This is a genomic window from Azospirillum aestuarii, from assembly GCF_016632405.1.
Classification (GTDB): Bacteria; Pseudomonadota; Alphaproteobacteria; order Azospirillales; family Azospirillaceae; genus Azospirillum; species Azospirillum aestuarii.
Window position 1 is genome coordinate 179,477 of sequence record NZ_JAEPIV010000005.1, and the last position, 19,171, is coordinate 198,647.

Consider the following 19,171-nt stretch of genomic DNA (forward strand, 5'->3'; position numbering starts at 1 on the left):
ATGCCCGATTTGTCCGACCGCCCCATCGATGGCGACGCCGAGCGCGCCCGCTGGACGGCCAGCGCCGACGCCTGGGACCGCTGGGCCGACCCGATGGCCGATCTGGCCGACAAGCTGAACCAACCCCTGCTGGACGCCGCCGGGGTGACGACGGGCGACCGGGTGCTGGACCTCGCCTCCGGCGCCGGCGAACCGGCGCTGAGCGCCGCCCTCCGGACAGGTCCGGGCGGGCTGGTGGTGGGCAGCGACCTCGTGCCCGGCATGATGGCCGGCGCCCGGCGCCGCGCCGCGGGGATCGCGGAAGGACTGCGCCCGGCCTTCGCCGCCGCCGACATGACCGCCCTGCCCTTCGCCGCGGAGAGCTTCGACCGGGTGACCTGCCGCTTCGGCATCATGTTCGTCCCCGACGTGGCGGCGGCCCTGGCCGAACTGCGGCGGGTGCTGCGCCCCGGTGGGCGGGCGGCCTTCATGGTCTGGGGGCCGCGCGCTGGCAACGCCCTGTTCGACACGGTGGGCGAGGCCGTCGCCGCCCAATTGGGCGAGGATCGCAGCCTGGACCCGCTGTTCCGCTTCGCCGCCCCCGGCCTTCTGGCGGAAGCGATGCGCGTCGCCGGCTTCGCCACCGTGGGCGAGACCGACATCACCCCGGTCCGCAAGGCCCCGCAGGGCCAACCCTTCTGGCGCGCCACGCTGGAGATGAGCTTCGGCCACCGCCTGCACGACCTCACCACCGGGCAGCGCACCGACCTGGACGCCGAGGTGACCCGCCGCTTCGACGCGCAAGCGCAAGGCGGCACGATCCTCGTGCCCATCCACGTCCGCATCGTGACCGGCGCTTAATTCCCTCCCCTGCGAAGCTCTCGCGCAAACCGAAGGTTTGCGCTGACGCGGCAGGCGGACCTTTGGTCCGCCGAGAGCGGGGGAGGGTCAGGGAGGGGGCAACACGTTCCACCCCGACAACGCGCCCAAGTGGCGCAGCCTTCCCACCGAGCCATATCCCCGGTTGACCGCGCGCCCGCGCATTCCTTTGGATGTTGCGTGCCGACGGGCCTCGCCCGTCCGGCATCCGAGAGGAGGTGATGCGCTTGAAAAAGTACCTGAAGTGGTTCCGACGCTTCTGGTTCCGGATGAAGTTCGAGTTCGAAGCGGGCTTCAACCAGGACCACGATACCTAAGAACCCACGGGGCGGGGCCGGGTAACCGGTCTCGCCTTCAGGGAACCGAAGTCGCATCACCTCCTTGCCTCCCAAAATACCACAGCCCCGAAAGCCGTCAACGGGACGCAAAAGCGCTCCCGTTCTTGCTCCGTTCGATTCGCGACACTATTCTTTCCGGTCTCAGCGAATCATCCGGTCCTTCATGCCCGATCTCCCCTCCCCCCTCCTCCCCGCCAACGTCCAGGGCTGGTTCCGGTCGCGGGGCTGGGCGCCGCACCCGCACCAGCTCGCCATGGTCGAGGCGGCGGCGGCCGGGGACAGCGCCCTGCTGATCGCGCCGACCGGCGGCGGCAAGACGCTGGCCGGCTTCCTCCCCTCGCTGATCGATCTGGCGGAGCGCCCGCGGGAGGGGCTGCACACGCTCTACATCTCGCCGCTGAAGGCGCTCGCGGTGGACATCCAGCGCAATCTGGAGGAGCCCGTCGCCGAGATGCGGCTGCCCATCCGCACCGAGACCCGCACCGGCGACACGCCCGAATCCAAGCGGCGGCGGCAGCGGGCCAACCCGCCGCACATTCTGATGACCACGCCGGAAAGTCTGGCGCTGATGATCGCCTACGCCGACGCGGCGACGATCTTCCGGCACCTGCGCTGCGTCATCATCGACGAGTTGCACGCCCTGGCCGGGACCAAGCGCGGCGACTTGCTGGCCCTGGGGCTGGCGCGGCTGGCGAAACTGGCGCCGCAGGCCCGGCGGGTCGGGCTGTCGGCCACGGTGGCGGAGCCGGCGCAGCTGCTCGCTTGGCTGTCGAAGACCGGACACGCGGACGGCGGCGACGTGCGGCTGGTCACCGGGCGGGCCGGCGCCTCCGCCGAGGTGGAGATCCTGACGACTCGCGAGCGGCTGCCCTGGTCCGGCCGCATGGCCATGCACGCGTTGAAGGAGGTGTACCAGCGCATCCGCGCCCACCGCACGACGCTGGTCTTCGTCAACACCCGCGCCCAGGCGGAGCTGGTCTTCCAGGAACTCTGGCGCCTCAACGACGACACCCTGCCCATCGCGCTCCATCACGGCTCGCTGGCGGCGGAGCAGCGGCGCAAGGTCGAGGCCGCCATGGCGGCGGGCAAGCTGCGGGCGGTGGTGGCGACCTCCTCGCTCGACCTCGGCATCGACTGGGCGGCGGTCGATCTGGTCGTGCAGATCGGCGCGCCGAAGGGGGCGAGCCGGCTGGTCCAGCGCATAGGCCGCGCCAACCACCGGCTCGACGAGCCGAGCCGCGCCCTGCTCGTTCCCGCCAACCGCTTCGAGGTGCTGGAATGCCGCGCCGCCCTGGACGCCGTGGCGGCCATGAGCCTGGACGGCGAGCGGCCCCGCCCCGGCGGGCTGGACGTGCTGGCCCAGCACATGCTCGGCATGGCCTGCGCGGAGCCGTTCCGGCCCGACGACCTGTACGACGAGGTGGTCTGCGCCGCCCCCTACGCCGGGCTGGCGCGGGACGAGTTCGACGACGTGCTGGATTTCGTGGCGACCGGCGGCTACGCGCTCGGCAATTACGAACGCTTCCACCGGCTGACGCTGCGCGAGGACGGGCGCATGGCGGTGGCCGGGCCGGCGGTGGCGCGGCAGTACCGCATGAACGTCGGCACCATCACGCAGGAGGCCATGCTGCGCGTGCGCCTGAGCCGCGGCCCGGTGCTGGGCGAGGTGGAGGAGCATTTCATCCAGGGCCTCACCCCCGGCGACACCTTCGTCTTCGCCGGCCAGCTGCTGAAGTTCCTCGGCATCCGCGAGATGGAGGCGCAGGTCGCCAAGGGCGGCACCGGGGAGCCGAAGGTCCCGGCCTACGCCGGCGGGCGGCTGCCGCTGACCACGGCGCTGGCCGACCGGGTGCGCGCGATGCTGGCCGACCCGGCGCAGTGGCCCGGCCTGCCGGAGGACGTGCAGGAATGGCTGCGGCTGCAGCGCTGGCGCTCCGTCCTGCCGGCGCGCGACGGGCTGCTGGTGGAGAGCTTCCCCAAGGCGGGCAAGCGCTTCCTCGTCGTCTACGCCTTCGAGGGGCGGAACGCGCACCAGACCCTGGGGATGCTGCTGACCCGCCGGATGGAGCGGATGGGCTACGGCCCGCTCGCCTTCGTCGCCACCGACTATGTGCTGGCGGTGTGGTCGCTGCGAACGCCGAAGGATATGGACGGGCTGTTCGACCAGGACATGCTGGGCGACGATCTGGAAGCCTGGATGGACGAGTCCTCGATGCTGCGGCGGACCTTCCGCAACGTGGCGCTGATCACCGGGGTCATCGACCGCCGCCATCCCGGACAGGAGAAGTCGGGGCGGCAGGTCACCTTCTCCTCCGACCTGATCTACGACGTGCTGCGCAAGCACGACCCCGGCCATGTGCTGCTGCGCGCCACCCGCGCCGACGCGGCGGGCGGGCTGACCGACGTGCGGCGCCTGTCGGATTTCCTGGTTCGGGTGAAGGGCCGCATCACCCACAAGGACCTCGACCGCATCTCCCCCCTCGCCGTGCCGGTCATCCTGGAGATCGGTCGGGAACGGGTGGACGGCTCCGCCACCGACGAGCTTCTGGAGCAGGCCGCCGCCGATCTGGTGGCCGAGGCGATGCCGGAGCTGGACTTGCCCCGTGCTGAGCCCCGTGATGCACAGGGCCGGCTGACGCTATGATGATCATGGACACGACGATGACCCTGCGGGGCGCCGCACTGGCCCCCGATCCCTCCGGCGCGCTGGTCTGGCCGGTGGAGCGGACCCTGGTGGTCGCCGACCTGCATCTGGAGAAGGGCTCCGCCTTCGCGGCGCGCGGGCGGATGCTGCCGCCCTACGACACGCGGGCGACGCTCGGCCGGCTGGCGGAACTGGTGGAGCGGTTGGCCCCGGAGCGGGTGATCTGCCTGGGCGACAGCTTCCACGACCGCCGCGCGGCGAGCCGCATGGAGGCGGGGGACGTAGCGCGGCTGCGCGACCTGACCGGGCGGGTGGCGGACTGGCTGTGGGTCACCGGCAACCACGACCCGGAACCGCCGGAGGGGTTCGGCGGGCGCATCCTGGACGAGCTGGCGCTCGGCCCGCTGACCTTCCGGCACGAGGCGGTGCCCGGCGCCTTGGGCGAATTGTCGGGGCATCTGCACCCGGTGGCCGCCGTCGTGGTGCCGGGACGGCGTGTGCGGGAGCGCTGCTTCGCCTTCGACGGGGGAAAGCTGATCCTGCCGGCCTTCGGCGCCTTCGCGGGCGGGCTGAACGTGCTGGACCCGGCGGTGTCAGGCCTGCTGGCGGAGCGGTTCGAGGTGCATCTGCTGGCCCGCGGCAAGGTCCACCGCTTCCCGCGCAGCCGCCTGTCTCCGGATAAGGGATAAAGAAAAAGCCCGGAGAGTCGGGGGAACTCTCCGGGCGAGTGGTCCTGCCGGAACCGGCGGTGAAACGTCCGGCAGGAGGGACCTCGATGAAAAAGCAGAACGTCAGTTCGGCATCATGACCGTGTCGATCACGTGGATGACGCCGTTGGACGCCATGATGTCGGGCTTCACGACCTTCGCGTTGTCCACCATCACGCCGCCCTTCGTCGCGTCGATGTCCACGGTGGTGCCTTGCACGGTTTTCGGCGATGCCGTCTTGCCGGCGATATCGGCCGAGGTCACCTTGCCCGACACCACATGATAGGTGAGTACGGAGCGGAGCTTCTCGCGGTTCTCCGGTTTCAGAAGATTTTCGACGGTGCCGGCGGGAAGCTTGGCGAAGGCCTCGTCGGTCGGGGCGAAGACGGTGAAGGGACCGCTGCCCTTCAGCGTGTCCGCAAGGCCGGCGGCCTGGACGGCCTGGACCAGCGTCTTGAACTGGCCCGCCGCGACGGCGGTGTCCACGACGTCCGCCGCCTTCGCAGCGACAGCGGCGAGGGACAGCGGCAGGGCGACGGTGGCGGCGGTCAGCAGGCGTGACAGGCGGGACATGTGGTTTCCTCCGTTGGATGGCGTCTCGTTCCTCCCCCGACCGTGGAACCGGCGCCGTCGGCCGCCGTGCCTCCGGCTCCACGTCGTGGCAGCGAAGGCGGAAATAGCGGCGCTGAAATCGCGGTCAATAGGATTTCCCCAGGAAAAATTTTTGCCGTCGTGGTGATCCGGAGCAATCGGCGCCGCGTAGCAAGAGCCATTGACCGTGGTCATTGACTGCGGCGTTTTGGCATGCCCGTTTTTCTGTCCATTTCCTTAAAGTTGGCCGATGAAGACCGATCAATCCCCCATCCTCGTCTGGTTCCGCAACGATCTTCGCCTTGCCGACAACCCGGCGCTCAGCGCCGCGGCGGAGGATGGGGCGCCGGTCATCCCGGTCTATATCCGGGAGAAGGACGCCCACGATCCCTGGCTTCCCGGCGGCGCCTCGCGCTGGTGGCTGCACGGCAGCCTGGAGCGGCTGGGCAAGGCGCTGGCCAAGCTCGGCTCGCCTCTGGTGCTGCGCAGCGGCGACCCCGCCGCCGTGCTGGCGGCGCTGGCCGAGGAGACCGGCGCCGACACGGTGCTGTGCAACCGCCGCGCCGGCCCCACCGCCATCGCCCGCGACCGCCGGGTGGGCGAGCGGCTGACCGCACGCGGCGTGACGGTTCATCCCCACAACGCCGCCCTGCTCTATGAGCCGGGAACCATCCGCACCAAGTCCGACACGCCCTTCCGGGTGTTCACGCCCTTCTGGAAGGCGCTGCTCACCATGCCGGAGCCGCCGCGTCCCAGCCGCGCGCCAACCAGGCTGACGCCGCCGGGCAAACCGGTGTCCAGCGAGTCGCTGAAGGATTGGGACCTGCTGCCCACCGCGCCGGACTGGGCCGGCGGCCTGCGCGACCGCTGGGAGCCCGGCGAGGAGGCGGCACGGGAGCGGCTGGCCGATTTCCTGGATGGGCCGGTCGCCGCCTACCCGGCGGAGCGCGACCGCCCGGACCATGACGGTACGTCTTCCATGTCCCCCTATCTCGCCTTCGGGGAGATCGGGCCGCGGCAGATCTGGCACGCCGCGCGCCACGCCGCCGCCGAGCGGCATGAACTGGCCGCCGGCGCCGAGTCCTTCCTGCGGGAGCTCGGCTGGCGGGAATTCAACCATCATCTGCTACGCGAGGAGCCGGGCATTCCGGACACGCCGCTGGACGCGCGCTTCACCCGTTTTCCCTGGCGGACGGACAAGGCGGGCTTGCGCGCGTGGCAGAGCGGGCACACCGGATACCCCATCGTGGATGCCGGCATGCGGCAGCTCTGGCAGACCGGCTGGATGCACAACCGCGTGCGCATGATCGTCGGCTCCTTCCTCATTAAGGACCTGCTGATTCCCTGGCAGGAGGGCGAGGCGTGGTTCTGGGACACGCTGGTCGACGCCGACATCGCCAACAACGCCGGCAACTGGCAATGGGTGGCCGGCTGCGGCGCCGACGCGGCGCCGTTCTTCCGCGTCTTCAACCCGATCCTCCAGGGCGAGAAGTTCGACCCGGAGGGAGCCTATGTCCGGCGCTACGTGCCGGAACTGGACAAGCTGCCCAGCCGCTGGATCCACAAGCCCTGGGAGGCGCCGGACGAGGCGCTGCGGCAGGCGGGGATCACGCTCGGCAAGGACTATCCACGGCCGATCGTCGACCACGGCACCGCCCGCGACCGCGCGCTGGCCGCCTTCAACGAGATCAAGAAAGCCGGCGATTGATCGACGCGGAGTCGTGAAATCCGACCGTGTGTTTTCATTCCGCCTTCATGGGAGTGCAAAGAAACCGTCACAGGCCGCCGGTAAGGTGCGCCCGCCCCTACCACAATAAATCTGCGAAAAGAGACGAGGCGCACCGATGGACACCCATGACCTGCCCCAGAAGGGCACCAAGTACCTGACCTTCGAGGGCCGCGAGGACATCGGCTCCAACCCGTCCGAAAACCCGACCATGGGCGACGTCATCAACGCCCGCCTCGGCCGTCGCGACATGGTGCGCGGCATGCTGACCGGTGCGGCGGTCAGCGCCCTGATCGGCCCGGCCGCCCTGCTCTCCTCGCCGCGCGAGGCCGAGGCCGCCGTCACCGGCGCCCCGCGCCCGGCCAAGGCCAGCTTCTCCTTCCAGGAGGTGGCGCATGGTGTCGACGCCGACCATCACGTCGCCGCCGGCTACAACGCCGACATCCTGATCCGCTGGGGCGACCCGGTGGTCCCCGGCGCGCCGGCCTTCGACCCGATGAACCAGTCGGCCGAGGCGCAGTCGAAGCAGTTCGGCTACAACAACGACTTCGTCGGCTACGCCCCGCTGCCGCTCGGCTCGCAGTCGCCGGACCGCGCCCTGCTCTGCGTGAACCACGAATACACCGACGAGGAGGTCATGTTCCCCGGCGTCGGCGTGGAGCAGCAGAAGGACAAGTTCGCCCGCATGACCAGGACGCTGGTGGACATCGAGATGGCCGCCCACGGCGGCACCGTCGTCGAGATCCGCAAGGTCAAGGGCAAGTGGGTGACCGAGCCGAACTCCAAGTACAACCGCCGCATCACCGGCGAAACGGCCTGCGCCATCACTGGCCCGGCCGCCGGCCACGCCCTGATGAAGACCAGCTACGACCCGACCGGCACGATGGTCCGCGGCATGCTGAACAACTGTTCCGGCGGCATGACGCCCTGGGGCACCTGGCTGTCGGCGGAAGAGAACTTCAACGGCTACTTCTGGGGCAAGGTCGAGGACAGCAACCCGAACGCCAAGGTGCTGAAGCGCTACGGCTTCCCCGGCGAATGGTACAACTGGGGCGTTTATCACGACCGCTTCGACATCGCCAAGGAGCCGAACGAGTCCAACCGCTTCGGCTGGATTGTCGAGATCGACCCCTACGACCCGACCTCGACTCCGAAGAAGCGCACGGCGCTCGGCCGCTTCAAGCATGAGGCCTGCCAGATCGCGCTGGGCAAGGACGGCACCGTGGTCGCCTACACCGGCGACGACGAGCGGTTCGACTATGTCTACAAGTTCGTCGCGGCGAAGAAGTTCGATCCGAAGAATCGCGCCGCCAACATGGACATCCTGGAGACCGGGACGCTCTATGTGGCGAAGTTCAAGGCCGACGCCTCGGTCGAATGGCTACCGCTGGTCCACGGCCAGGGCCCGCTGACGGCCGAGAAGGGCTTCCCCGACCAGGCCACCGTCCTGATCAACGCCCGCCTCGCCGCCGACGCGCTGGGCGCCACCAAGATGGACCGCCCGGAGGACATCGAGGTGAACCCGGTGACCGGCAAGGTCTACGTCATGCTCACCAACAACTCCCGCCGCAAGCCGGAGCAGGTGGACGCGACCAACCCGCGCGCCGAGAACAACTGGGGCCACATCGTCGAGATCCTGCCGGAAGGCGGCAACCACGCCTCGACCAAGGGCGAATGGACGATCCTGGTCCGCGGCGGCAACCCGGCGGACGGGAAGGTCGGCGCGCAGTTCCACGCCGACACCTCGGCCAACGGCTGGTTCTCCTGCCCGGACAACGCGGCGGTGGATCACCGCGGCCGCCTGTGGATCACCACCGACCAGGGCGAGAACTGGAAGAAGGCGTCGGGCACCGCCGACGGCGTCTGGGCCGTGGAGACCGAGGGCGACCTGCGCGGCCTGTCCAAGATGTTCTACCGCGTGCCGGTGGGTGCGGAGATGTGCGGCCCCTGCTTCACCACCGACGACAGGACCCTGTTCGTCGCCGTGCAGCACCCGGCCACCGACGGCGTCGACCAGTGGGAAGGCTTCAAGGGCAAGCTCTCCTCCTTCGAGGACCCAGCGACCCGCTGGCCCGACTTCAAGCCCAACATGCCGCCGCGCCCGTCGGTGGTCGCCATCACCAAGAAGGACGGCGGCGTGATCGGTCTCTGACCGACCGGGCGTCCGTCCCATAACGAAGCGACACGCCTTGAAAGGGCGGCCCCCGCGTCCGGGGCCGCCCTTCTTCTTTGTCTGGTGTCGGCGTCCGGCGATGTAATAAGATAACGCCATGACCGCCAACCCGCATCCCACCGCCGGCCCGCCCCCCGCTCATGGGCACGACCACGCGCATTGCATCGCCGACGCGCTGATGCGCGCCGACGCCCTGTGCGCTGAACGCGGCGCCCGGCTGACCGCGCTCCGCCGGCAGGTCCTGGAGCTGGTCTGGAACAGCCACAAGCCGCGCGGCGCCTACGCCATCCTCGAAGACCTCAGCCAGCGCGAGGGCAAGGCCACCGCCCCGCTGACCGTCTACCGGGCGCTGGAGTTCCTGGTGGAGCACGGGCTGGTCCACCGCATCGAATCGCTGAACGCCTACATCGGCTGCGCGGCGCCGGGAGCCGTCCATTCCGGGCAGTTCCTGGTGTGCGAGACCTGCGGCAACGCCGTGGAGATCGACGATCCGCGCATCCGCGCCGCCATCGGCACCATCGCCGCCGAGCATGGTTTCCAGGTGAGCCGCCCCACCGTCGAGGTGCGCGGCACATGCACCGATTGCCAGGAGAAGACCCCGTGACCGCCGCCGCCCCGACCCCCGCCGCTCCGCCGGCGCCCCGCCTGCCCGTCTCGGTGCTGACCGGCTTCCTCGGCAGCGGCAAGACCACGCTGCTGCAACGGCTCCTGCACCATCCCGGCATGGCCCGCACCGCCGTGGTGATCAACGAGTTCGGCGAGGTCGGGCTGGACCATCTGCTGGTCGCCAAGGCGTCGGAGAACATGGTGCTGATGGACAGCGGCTGCCTGTGCTGCACCATCCGCGGCGATCTCGTGGACACGCTGCGCGACCTGTTCCTGAAGCGCGTGCGCGGCGACATCCCGGAGTTCGACCGGGTGGTGGTGGAGACGACGGGCCTCGCCGACCCGGCCCCGATCATCCACACGCTGATGAGCGACCCGCTGCTGGCCGCCCGCTTCCGCCTGGACGGGGTCATCAGCACGGTGGACGCGGTGCACGGCGCCAACCAGCTCGACCGCCAGCCGGAGAGCGTGAAGCAGGCCGCCGTCGCCGACCGCATCGTGCTGACCAAGACCGATCTGGCCACTCCGCACACGACGCTCGCTTTGTGCCAGCGCCTGTCGGCGATCAACCCGGCGGCCCCGCAGATCCCCGCCGCCTTCGGCGAGGTGGACCCGAAGCAGCTGTTCGACGCCGGCCTCTACAATCCCGACACCAAGAGCCCCGACGTGGCGCGCTGGCTCCGGGAGGAGGCGTACCGCGACGAGCAGGCCCATCATCACGATCACGGGCATGACCATGATCACGGGCACGACCACCATCACCACGACCATGGCGACGCCTGCGGCCCGGATTGCGGGCACGATCACCACCACCACGACGCCAACCGGCACGACGACCACATCCGCGCCTTCTGCATGGTGGTGGACGAGCCGATTCCGTGGAACAACTTCGTCGATTTCATGGAGGCGCTGATCGCCACCGGCGGGGAAAACCTGCTGCGCATCAAGGGGCTGCTGAACGTGAAGGAAAGCCCGCTGCCGGTCGTCGTCCACGGCGTGCAGCACATGTTCCACCCGCCGGTGCAGCTCCAGGAATGGCCCGGCGAGGATCACCGCTCCAAGATCGTCTTCATCACCCGCGACATCGGCGAGGCGGTGATCCAGCCGATGTTCGACCAGTTCGTTTGGGGCGCGGAAGGGGCCTGAGGGACATCATTGCCCCCACCCCGGCCCTCCCCCGCTACGCAGGGGAGGGAGATGTTCGCGAAGCGGCGGCAGTCCCCTCCCCTGCGAAAGCGGGGGAGGGTTAGGGTGGGGGCAACCGCCCGCCTCACTTCACCTTGTAAAGCTGGAAGTACCGCCCCTCCTGCACCAGCGTCAGGTGCTCCGGCACCGGATTTGCGCGGCCCGGCTCGCTGAACAGCACATAAACGTAACCGAAGCGCCGGGGCCAGTCGGCCCAGTAATGGTTGTCGCGCAAGCCCGGCTGGCGCACCGCGTCGGCCACGTAGCCGATGCGCGGCATGTAGGTGAAATCACCATCCAGGTCCGCATAGTCCGGCTTCAGCAACAGCACCTGCTTGCCCGGATGGGTGAAGGCGATGGGCACGAGGCTGGACCGCTCCATCAGCGCCAGCACCGGCGCGTGGTGCAGGCCGAAGGATAGGGCGCGGTCGTCGGTGAATTGGGTGGCGCGGAAGATCGACTTGTGCAGCGTCTCGTCGGCGTAGGTGGCGAGCACGGTGCTGCCCGGCTCGATCCGCTGCAGGGACTGGCGCACCTCCTCCAGCAGCGGGTCCACCTTGGCCAGCCCCACCCCGGCGTCGGCGCTGCGCAGCAGCGACAGCGCGACCACCACCGACAGGAAGGCCACCCGCATGGTCAAGGTCGCCAGTTCCCACCGCACGAAGCCCAGCGCGACGAAGGCGATACCGATGGGCAGGCGGCTGTCGGCGAACCAGGAGCCGAAGAGGACGAGCGGCATCGCCGCATAGACCACCAGCCCCAGCGCGATGGTGATGGCGCCGACCGGGTGCAGCCGCAGCGCCCCGCTCCACAACCCCCAGGCGATGCCCAGCCCGACGGCGATGCCCGTCACATAGCCGACCGTGTCGGCGTAGCCGCCGAACAGGAAGTCGAAACCCATCAGCTTCGCCGTGCCGACCCACAGCACCGCGTCGGCGAAGCCCGACGACGGGCTCATCAGCAGAAGCGGCGGCACGATCAGGAAGGGCAGACCGAAGGCCAGCGCGTCCGGCAACGCCCGCCACGGCTCGCGCCAGCCGCCACTCCGCCACAGCCGCCACCCCTCGAAGGCGAGGAGCGTCAGCCCGTAGAGCCCGAGCGCGAACAGGTGCGAGATGAACAGCAGCAACACGATGCCGAGCGAGGCCAGCCCGCGCTGCCAGGGTGCGCGCTCCACCATCACGATCCAGCCGGCGATTCCCCACAGCGCCAGCCCCAGCCCGAACAGGTAGTTGAACAGACCCATGTAGGTGGACAGGGTGTAGAGGAACAGCCCGGCGGCCAGCGGCCCCAGCTCCACCCGGCCCCAGACGGCGCGGTAGAGCGCGATGGAGCCGGTCACAAGCACCAGATAGCTGGCGGTGACGAACAGCCGGCTCGCCGTGTGCACCCCGATCAGCTTGGCCAGCGGCGGCACGACGATGTCCATCACCAGATTGGGAATGATCGCCCAGCGCACCATGTAGAATTGCGCCAGCGCCGGGTCCTGGTCCAGATGGGCCAGGGCGTACATGCGGGTGACGTGGTTGACGTAGTCGCCCAGCGCCGGAATCTCGAACATCCAGACAGGGATCGATGCCGCCACCAGGATCAGCAAGGCGGCGGGCCAGACATACACGGACTCGGCGCGGGACGCCGCCCGTCCGTCGAGGGTGAAATCCCTGAACATGCGGCCCCCTCAGACGCTTTTCGGGAAGGACCGGGGCGGAGCGGCGGGCGCCGCGGCCGTGGGAGACGCCTGCAAGTCCTCCGGATAGCGGTTGAGCAGGCCGGCCCGGTAATGGGTCCAGAAGCCGCGCAGCCCCTTCACGTCGGCGCGCCGGTGCAGCAGATAGTAGAGCGTGTATTTGACCATCATGCGGGCGATGGACTTGCGCTCGTAGGTGGCGTGGATGTAGCCCATGTTCCGGAAGAAATAGGGGGCGCGGTTCTCCGGCATCTCCTCCACCGTGCCGAGGAAGCCGCCGACTAACGGGCGCTGGGTGCGGCGGTTGCGCGGGTGGACGTGCAGGGCGCGCACCGCCGTTGCGTCGCGCAGCCCGGCCCGGCGGGCGCGCAGCGTGAACTCCCACTCGTCGCCCCAGATGAACATCTCGCGCTTGATGTTGCCGATCCGCTCGAACACGCGCCGGCGCAGCAGGGTCCCGTTGAACAGCGCGATGGCGCCCGGCACGATGCCGTCCTGCGCCGCGGCGGCGAAGGCGTCGGCCTTGGTGAAGCCCTGCATGGTGAAGGCCAGATCGCCGCGGTCCTCCGCCGCGACCACGGTCGGCCCGACGAGGTCGAGGTCGTGCCGCTCACCCTGGCGCAGCAGTTCGGCGAGCGCGCCGGGCGCCGGGATGCCGTCGTCGTCGGTGCTCCAGATCCAGCGGGCGCCCAGTTCCAGCGCTGTGGCGAAGGCGGTGTGATAGGCGCCAGCGGAGCCGATGTTGGCCTGCCGGACCACCAGAAGTTCCGGCATCACCGCCCGCTGCTCGGCCAGCCACTCCGCGGTGCCGTCGCTGGAGCCGTTGTCCACCACGACGATGCGGTCGGGCCGCGGCTCCTGCCCATGGATGGCCGCCAGACAGGTCTTCAGCAGGGCCAGACGGTTGTGGGTGACCACCACCGCGACGACCGGAGTCTCCCAGGGCGTTTCCTGGGGCCGTTCCTGGGCTCCGGTGTCCAGCGTCCGGGGCGTCTGGGCTTCTGACATGCGGTTTCCGTCCTTCGTGTGTGCCTTGGGGCGTCTGTGCCATGGGGCCTTGGGGCCGACCTCGAAACGAGGCCACCCCAAGTTTTTTGCTTTGCGAAGAGAGGGCAATGCCCCGGACGGAGAGGGGCGGCACCATTCGCATAGCCCATAAGGAGAAAAATCAGCTCAGACGCATCCAGCCGGTGCCCCACAGCCACAAAACGGCGAATCCCATCGACAAAAGGGTCATCGGGATGCCGCAACGGGCGTGCTCCAGAAAGCCGAGCCGGACGCCGGAGGCCGCCGCCCGCTCCACCACGATGATGTTGGCGAGGCTGCCGGGGATCAGCAGGTTGCCGGCCAGCGTGGACAGGATCGCCAGCCCGTAGAGCGCCCCCTCCGGCGGCGACGGCCAGGCGGCGAGCAGCAGGATCACCGCCGGCACGTTGCCGATGCTGTTGCTCGCCGCCAGCGCGAGCGGGGTCATCACCGCCAGCCGGTCGGGCAGCCAGCCGGCGGCCTCCATCCCCGACACGAACTCCGCGGGCAGGCCGGTCAGCTTCAGCGCGTGGTTGATGGCGAACAGCGCGGCGAAGAGGACCAGCAGATGCCAGTCCACCATGCCCAGCATCCCGCGCGAGGCCAGCCGCCGGCTGATCAGCATCGCCCCGGCGACCAGCAGCACGCCGATCTCGTGCGGCAGGTCGGTGGTGAACAGGCCGAGAAGCACCAGGGTGGCCACCAGCGCCTTGCCGAACTGCGCCCGGTCCAAGGCCACCGGCTCCGCCCCGCCCTCTCCCGCAGCGCCCTCGCCCATCACACCGTCGTCCGGCTCGCCGAAGCGGCCCCTCCAGGCGAGCCACACCACGGCGTAGACCACCAGCAGGCCGACCAGAGCCGGCACCCCGCAGACCGCCAGGAAGCGCCAGAAGTCCAGATGTCCCATCTGGCCGATCAGGATGTTCTGCGGGTTGCCGATCACCGTCGCCGCAGACCCGGCGTTCGCCGCTCCGGCCAGGCCGATCAGGTAGGGCCGCGGGTCCAGCCGGCGGGCCAGCAGACCGACGCAGAGCATCGGCGTCATGGCGAAGACCACCACGTCGTTGGCGAGGATCGCCGACAGGCCGCCGCCCACCGCCACCGTCACCGCCAGCAGCCGGGCCGGAGAGCGCGCCGCCTGGGCCACCCGCAGGGCGCACCAGTCGTAGAAGCCGCTGGCCGCGTACTGGGCGGACAGCACCATCAGCCCGAACAGGATGAACAGAGTCGGGAAGTCGATCGCTTCCGTCACCTGCCCCGATTCCAGCGCCCCGATGGCGAGCAGAAGAATGGCCGCGACCAGGGCGATGCCGGTGCGGTCGATGCGCAGGCCGGGAAAGCGCCCCAGCGCCATGCCGACATAGGTGACGACGAACAGCGCGACGACCGTCAGCGTCATGGGCGGGACGGTCAGGGGAAGAGCGGGCATGGAGGGGGGATTCGCTGCGGGATGGAGGGAGCCCCTCTATAACGGCCCGGCACAGGGTCAGGCCATAGGCGCCAAGCCGAGGTCAGGCCAGCGTGACCGTCATCCCTTCCCGCGCGGCGAAGCAGTCGGGAAACACCGCCTGGGCCGCCGCCTCGATGGCGGTCATGGCCGCGTCGTCGTGGTCGGGGTCGTGGTGGAACAACACCAGTTGCTTGACCCCGGCGGCCTGCGCCAGCCGGACCCCCTCGGTCCAGGTGGAGTGGCCCCAACCGATTCGGTTCTGCCATTCCTCGTCCGTGTAGGTGCTGTCGTAGAGCACGAGGTCGGCGCCGTCGATCAGGTCGAGGATGTTGCGGTCGGGATGGCCGGACACATGCTCCGTGTCGGTCACATAGGCGAAGGATCTGCCCAGATGCTCGATGCGGTAGCCGGTGGCGCCGTCCGGATGGTTCAGCAGCGCCGTGCGGACCTGCACCCCCTCGCCCAGCGCGAACTGGTCGCCGGCCGTGATCTCGTCGAACACGATGTTGCTTCCCATGGTGCGCATCGGCACCGGGAACAGGGGACGCTCCATTTGCCGGGCCATGGCCGCTTCGATGCCCGGATTGCCTTTCAGATGGCCGGAGACGATGCGCAGGTGGAAGCCCTTGCTGTAGGCCGGGGCGAAGAAGGGAAAGCCGCAGATGTGGTCGAGATGGGTGTGGCTCATCAGCAGGGTCGCCTCGGCGGCACCCTCGTTCAACAGGCGCTTTCCGAGCATGCGGATGCCGGTGCCGGCGTCGATGACGATGCGCTGGCCGCCCGCCTGCACCTCCACGCAACTCGTGTTGCCGCCGAAGCCCATATGGGACGGCAGCGGGCAAGGGACCGTGCCCCGAACCCCCCAGAAGGTCACCGAAAAGCCCATACCGACCTCGAGACACCGATCTCCGGACCACCGCGCCGCACCAAGCCTGCGGGTGGGGACCGTTAAGACGGCATTTTAGCATGGTTTTCGGTTTACGCGGTGACGACCGTCACAGCCCCGCCGGTTCCAAAGAGGGAGCCCGCCCCCTTCCGGATTGGACCAAGATTGGACCCAGTCGACGCCCCTGGGTCAGCTGGTCCACAGGATGCCTTCGATGAAGCGTTCGCAGGACCGGCGGTGGAAGCATCCCGTGCAGCCCGCGTCGGGGCAGTCCAGCCCGGCCTTCAGAACGGTCAGCCCATCCACCAGCCGGTCCTTCGTGGCCTGATCGATGACGTCCGCCACAAGCACGTCGCGGATCGCCTCCGCGACGAGGTCGTCTTCCTGTTCCGGTACGGTCACGATTTGCCTGAGAGCCTGCATGCGAAACACCTTTCCGTGGTCCAACTGCACCACAGGGGTGTTTCGCCAACATTTCAGGCAGCGCCCTCAAAAGATTCGAATTGCTGCAATACGACACGTCTATTCGCAAGAGCCGACCGAATCCTGGACGATCACTCCAAACCAGCCGAGCCCCTTGTAGGTTTCATAGCCCGGCGTCACGGCGAAACCGACGACGCGTCCCTGCTCGTCGGAATAGCTGCCGTGCCCGTGGCCGCCGGTGCGCAAGGGGTAGCTTTCCGTCAGGACACCCCTGCGGTCGGAGGCGGCGATCACGCGGTGACGGCTGTCCACCAGAAGGCAGCGGGTCCGGGAGCGCTCCTCGTCGGTCAGGCGGACGGAGTCGACCACGCCCTGGGATTGGGTCTGCCAGTCGAAGAAGACCCCCAACACGCCGATGACGGGGCCGCTCTCCTCGCCGCCGACCCGGATGGCCGTGGCGTAGGTGGCGACGGTCGCGCGGTCCAGCAGGTCGTTGGCGCCGATGTCGGCCACCGCGAAGTCGGTTCCGCTGCGGGTCGCCATCGCCTCGCGGAACCAGGATTCGGACGCGACCGAGCTGCCCACGGCGCGGCGGTAGCGGTCGGGCCGTCCGGTCGCCAGAACCACGCCCCTGGCATCGACGACCCAGAGGTCGAGATAGACCGTGTAGGCGCCCAGAATGACGCCCAGCCGCTGCGCCGCGTGGCGCCGGTTGGCCTCGGACGGATCGGCGGCGCAATCCACCACGGCGCTGTCGGTGGCCCACCACCGCACATCGCAGGACCGCTCGTACAAATTGCGGTCCATGATGTCGATCATGTTGAGCGCCAGATCGGCGAGCCGTCCGCCACGCAACTGCGAAACCAAACGGTTGCCCAGCGTGTTCAACTCGTCGGTCTGCACCGCCATCTGGGCGCGCAGTTGCCCGCCGATGCCGGTGATCCGCTCCGAGATGGCCTTCACCTCCTGGGCCACCACGGCGAAGCCGCGTCCGGCCTCCCCGGCGCGCATCGCCTCGATCAGGGCGTTGAGCGCCAGGATCTTGGTCGTGTTCGTAACGGCCTGGATCTCGTCCATTTTGCGCGTGGCAAGATCGGACACGGCGCGCGACAACGCCACGATACGCTCGGGCATGAACATCACCTCCAAGGATTATCGGTGACGACCCCCAAGGACGACCGAACGGCCGGTCGTCGGCTCATTCAATCATCCGCAACCCACCCGAGCCGCATTGAATCGACGCAATCACAAATCCGCAACACGGAATGCCGACCGGAATCGCGCCGCCCCCTGCGGCGCAATGTCATCCCCCGGTATGCAAACCGGCAATGTGCGGATGCGGGACGGTTCAGACCTTGCCGGCTCAGACCTTGTAGGCCAGACGCAGGCCACCCCAATGGCGTCCCCGCACCGTGATCGGGGCGGACACGTCCTTCATCAGGGCGTATTGGCCACCCCCCATGTCGCGCCGGTAGGTCTGGAGCAGGAACGGCTTGGTGCTGCGCCCCGCGGCCAGACCGACGCGGTCGTTGAAGATGCGGCGGTTGCGGCAGTTGGCCGCGTTCCACGTCGGATCGGCCCCCTGGGGCTGGCTGAACCTGCGGTTGTGGGTCGGCAGGTAACCGTTGGAATCGACCGCCACGCAGAAGACGATGCGCTCACTTTGCCCCAGCAGCGAATCGATCACCCTCGGCAGCATGCGGTCGCAGAACTCCGTGAAGCGGGTCATGTGCTGCTGCGGGTTGGAACCGGGGATGGGCTGGTAATTGCTGTCGAACAGGTCGCCGTCGCGAACCTCGCCGCGCGACAGCGCATCCTCGAAATCGGCGGAGATGCGCGACGCGGCGTCGCAAACCAGCCGGATGAAGGGGGTGTCCACCGTCTCCACGTCCAATTCGGCGGTGATGCCGATCAGCCGTTCGCTCATGCCGACCAGCGTGTTCACGCGGTCGCGCGCCTGGGCCAGATTGTCGCTGGACAGCTGCACGCCGACCGCGAGGTCGTCGATCTCGTGCTGAAGCTCTTCGCAATTGGCGCCGATCTCGGAGGAGGCCGCGTCGATCTTGTCGGTCTCGCCGTTCAGTTCCGACATGGCGCGGCCAACGGTCTCGATGACGGTGCCGATGGCGGTGGTGCCCTCGCTCACCGCGCGGGCCTTGCTGGCGCTGGACGCGCTTTCGGCCATCAGGCGCTGGGCTTGGTCGTTGAGGTATTTCAGCGTGGCGTCGATCTCCGTCGTCGCCTCGCTGGTCTTCTTGGACAAGGCCTTCACCTCGTTCGCCACCACGGCGAAGCCGCGCCCGGCCTCGCCGGCGCGGGCCGCCTCGATGGTCGCGTTGAGCGCCAGCAGGTTGGTCTGCTTGGCGATGACGAAGATTTCCTTGGCGACCCGGCCCACGCGGTCCAGCGCCTCCTGCAGGCCGGCGATCTGCCCCTCGATGCCCCCCACCGCGGCGACAAGGGCATGGATGTCGTTCATCGACCGCTGCACCCGGTCGTGGGAGGATTCGACCTCCTGCCGGGCCTGCTCGGTCACGGATCGCGCCACGGTCGCGGCGGCGGAGATGCGTTGCGTGCTCTCCGACATCTTGTTCCCGGTGCCGCGCAGTTGCGCGAAAACGTTGGCCTGATGGCCGAGGCGGCCGTTGACCTCCTCCACATGGCCCGCGATGTCCGCGATCTCGATGCCGAGATTGCCCGCTTCAGTGGCAATGTCCGCGATCAGATGAGAGCGGCCGCCGAACGCACTGTCCATTTTTCCGCCATCCGTTTCACAAGAATGCGCAGAGCGCTAAAATCCAATGCAATTATTACCGAACCCTTACAATTGCGCAACGGAGGAAGGGTCATTCCAAAGGGCAATATGCTCAA

At 68.9% G+C, this 19,171-nt stretch carries 15 protein-coding genes; 7 read left to right on the top strand and 8 right to left on the bottom strand.

Annotated features, from left to right (window positions below; all coding sequences use genetic code 11):
* The 3 genes from JJL56_RS13255 to pdeM all read left to right on the top strand — a co-directional run bounded on the left by JJL56_RS13255 (position 1) and on the right by pdeM (position 4,529).
* A complete protein-coding gene (locus JJL56_RS13255) occupies positions 1-840 on the top strand; it encodes a class I SAM-dependent methyltransferase (RefSeq protein ID WP_200485366.1) in 840 nt (279 codons plus the stop codon).
* Between the two features lie 519 nt (positions 841-1,359).
* Positions 1,360-3,840 carry a ligase-associated DNA damage response DEXH box helicase gene (locus JJL56_RS13260; protein WP_200485367.1) on the top strand — a complete coding sequence of 827 codons (2,481 nt, stop codon included), beginning with the start codon at positions 1,360-1,362 and terminating at the stop codon, positions 3,838-3,840.
* Positions 3,840-4,529 carry a ligase-associated DNA damage response endonuclease PdeM gene (pdeM, locus tag JJL56_RS13265; RefSeq protein ID WP_200485409.1) on the top strand — a complete coding sequence of 230 codons (690 nt, stop codon included), beginning with the start codon at positions 3,840-3,842 and terminating at the stop codon, positions 4,527-4,529. Before JJL56_RS13260 ends, pdeM begins: the two co-directional genes overlap by 1 nt.
* 102 nt (positions 4,530-4,631) lie before the next feature.
* Here pdeM and JJL56_RS13270 read toward each other — a convergent pair whose 3' ends face one another.
* On the bottom strand, positions 4,632-5,120 hold the full coding sequence (locus tag JJL56_RS13270; protein WP_145626063.1) for a fasciclin domain-containing protein: 489 nt from the start codon (positions 5,118-5,120) through the stop codon (positions 4,632-4,634).
* Between the two features lie 268 nt (positions 5,121-5,388).
* On the opposite strand from JJL56_RS13270, the gene JJL56_RS13275 reads away from it, so the two are divergent.
* The 4 genes from JJL56_RS13275 (at position 5,389) to JJL56_RS13290 (ending at position 10,789) form a co-directional block, all read left to right on the top strand.
* A complete protein-coding gene (locus JJL56_RS13275) occupies positions 5,389-6,846 on the top strand; it encodes a cryptochrome/photolyase family protein (protein ID WP_200485368.1) in 1,458 nt (485 codons plus the stop codon).
* A gap of 136 nt (positions 6,847-6,982) precedes the next feature.
* Entirely contained in the window at positions 6,983-9,016 is a 2,034-nt protein-coding gene (locus JJL56_RS13280; RefSeq protein ID WP_145626065.1) for a PhoX family protein, read from the top strand.
* 118 nt (positions 9,017-9,134) lie between these two features.
* Positions 9,135-9,641, top strand: coding sequence for a Fur family transcriptional regulator (locus JJL56_RS13285; protein WP_145626066.1), 507 nt, complete (start codon positions 9,135-9,137; stop codon positions 9,639-9,641).
* Positions 9,611-10,789 (top strand): CobW family GTP-binding protein, encoded by a 1,179-nt coding sequence (locus tag JJL56_RS13290; RefSeq protein WP_200485369.1) that lies wholly within the window; start codon positions 9,611-9,613, stop codon positions 10,787-10,789. Before JJL56_RS13285 ends, JJL56_RS13290 begins: the two co-directional genes overlap by 31 nt.
* A 124-nt stretch (positions 10,790-10,913) precedes the next feature.
* Here JJL56_RS13290 and JJL56_RS13295 read toward each other — a convergent pair whose 3' ends face one another.
* The 7 genes from JJL56_RS13295 to JJL56_RS13325 all read right to left on the bottom strand — a co-directional run bounded on the left by JJL56_RS13295 (position 10,914) and on the right by JJL56_RS13325 (position 19,055).
* On the bottom strand, positions 10,914-12,497 hold the full coding sequence (locus JJL56_RS13295) for a hypothetical protein (RefSeq protein ID WP_200485370.1): 1,584 nt from the start codon (positions 12,495-12,497) through the stop codon (positions 10,914-10,916).
* Positions 12,498-12,506: 9 nt separating this feature from the next.
* A complete protein-coding gene (locus JJL56_RS13300) occupies positions 12,507-13,523 on the bottom strand; it encodes a glycosyltransferase (protein WP_200485371.1) in 1,017 nt (338 codons plus the stop codon).
* 160 nt (positions 13,524-13,683) lie between these two features.
* A complete protein-coding gene (locus JJL56_RS13305) occupies positions 13,684-14,970 on the bottom strand; it encodes an SLC13 family permease (protein ID WP_425599131.1) in 1,287 nt (428 codons plus the stop codon).
* Positions 14,971-15,052: 82 nt separating this feature from the next.
* Positions 15,053-15,877, bottom strand: a complete 825-nt coding sequence (locus JJL56_RS13310; protein ID WP_145626070.1) for an MBL fold metallo-hydrolase — start codon at positions 15,875-15,877, stop codon at positions 15,053-15,055.
* Positions 15,878-16,066: 189 nt separating this feature from the next.
* The gene (locus tag JJL56_RS13315; protein WP_145626071.1) at positions 16,067-16,300 is read right to left on the bottom strand and encodes a hypothetical protein; all 234 of its coding nucleotides are present in this window, start codon (positions 16,298-16,300) and stop codon (positions 16,067-16,069) included.
* Positions 16,301-16,399: 99 nt separating this feature from the next.
* The gene (locus JJL56_RS33675) at positions 16,400-17,434 is read right to left on the bottom strand and encodes a methyl-accepting chemotaxis protein (RefSeq protein WP_200485372.1); all 1,035 of its coding nucleotides are present in this window, start codon (positions 17,432-17,434) and stop codon (positions 16,400-16,402) included.
* Positions 17,435-17,663: 229 nt separating this feature from the next.
* Positions 17,664-19,055: a methyl-accepting chemotaxis protein gene (locus JJL56_RS13325; protein WP_145626073.1), complete on the bottom strand. Its 1,392-nt coding sequence runs from the start codon at positions 19,053-19,055 to the stop codon at positions 17,664-17,666.
* Positions 19,056-19,171: the final 116 nt, after the last annotated feature.

Excerpts from the sequence above, each read along its gene's own strand:
- JJL56_RS13255 (WP_200485366.1), top strand. The coding sequence starts at position 1 with ATGCCCGATTTGTCCGACCGCCCCATCGATGGCGACGCCGAGCGCGCC.
- JJL56_RS13260 (WP_200485367.1), top strand. The coding sequence starts at position 1,360 with ATGCCCGATCTCCCCTCCCCCCTCCTCCCCGCCAACGTCCAGGGCTGG.
- pdeM (WP_200485409.1), top strand. The coding sequence starts at position 3,840 with ATGATCATGGACACGACGATGACCCTGCGGGGCGCCGCACTGGCCCCC.
- JJL56_RS13270 (WP_145626063.1), bottom strand. The coding sequence starts at position 5,120 with ATGTCCCGCCTGTCACGCCTGCTGACCGCCGCCACCGTCGCCCTGCCG.
- JJL56_RS13275 (WP_200485368.1), top strand. The coding sequence starts at position 5,389 with ATGAAGACCGATCAATCCCCCATCCTCGTCTGGTTCCGCAACGATCTT.
- JJL56_RS13280 (WP_145626065.1), top strand. The coding sequence starts at position 6,983 with ATGGACACCCATGACCTGCCCCAGAAGGGCACCAAGTACCTGACCTTC.
- JJL56_RS13285 (WP_145626066.1), top strand. The coding sequence starts at position 9,135 with ATGACCGCCAACCCGCATCCCACCGCCGGCCCGCCCCCCGCTCATGGG.
- JJL56_RS13290 (WP_200485369.1), top strand. The coding sequence starts at position 9,611 with ATGCACCGATTGCCAGGAGAAGACCCCGTGACCGCCGCCGCCCCGACC.
- JJL56_RS13295 (WP_200485370.1), bottom strand. The coding sequence starts at position 12,497 with ATGTTCAGGGATTTCACCCTCGACGGACGGGCGGCGTCCCGCGCCGAG.
- JJL56_RS13300 (WP_200485371.1), bottom strand. The coding sequence starts at position 13,523 with ATGTCAGAAGCCCAGACGCCCCGGACGCTGGACACCGGAGCCCAGGAA.
- JJL56_RS13305 (WP_425599131.1), bottom strand. The coding sequence starts at position 14,970 with ATGCCCGCTCTTCCCCTGACCGTCCCGCCCATGACGCTGACGGTCGTC.
- JJL56_RS13310 (WP_145626070.1), bottom strand. The coding sequence starts at position 15,877 with ATGGGCTTTTCGGTGACCTTCTGGGGGGTTCGGGGCACGGTCCCTTGC.
- JJL56_RS13315 (WP_145626071.1), bottom strand. The coding sequence starts at position 16,300 with ATGCAGGCTCTCAGGCAAATCGTGACCGTACCGGAACAGGAAGACGAC.
- JJL56_RS33675 (WP_200485372.1), bottom strand. The coding sequence starts at position 17,434 with ATGCCCGAGCGTATCGTGGCGTTGTCGCGCGCCGTGTCCGATCTTGCC.
- JJL56_RS13325 (WP_145626073.1), bottom strand. The coding sequence starts at position 19,055 with ATGGACAGTGCGTTCGGCGGCCGCTCTCATCTGATCGCGGACATTGCC.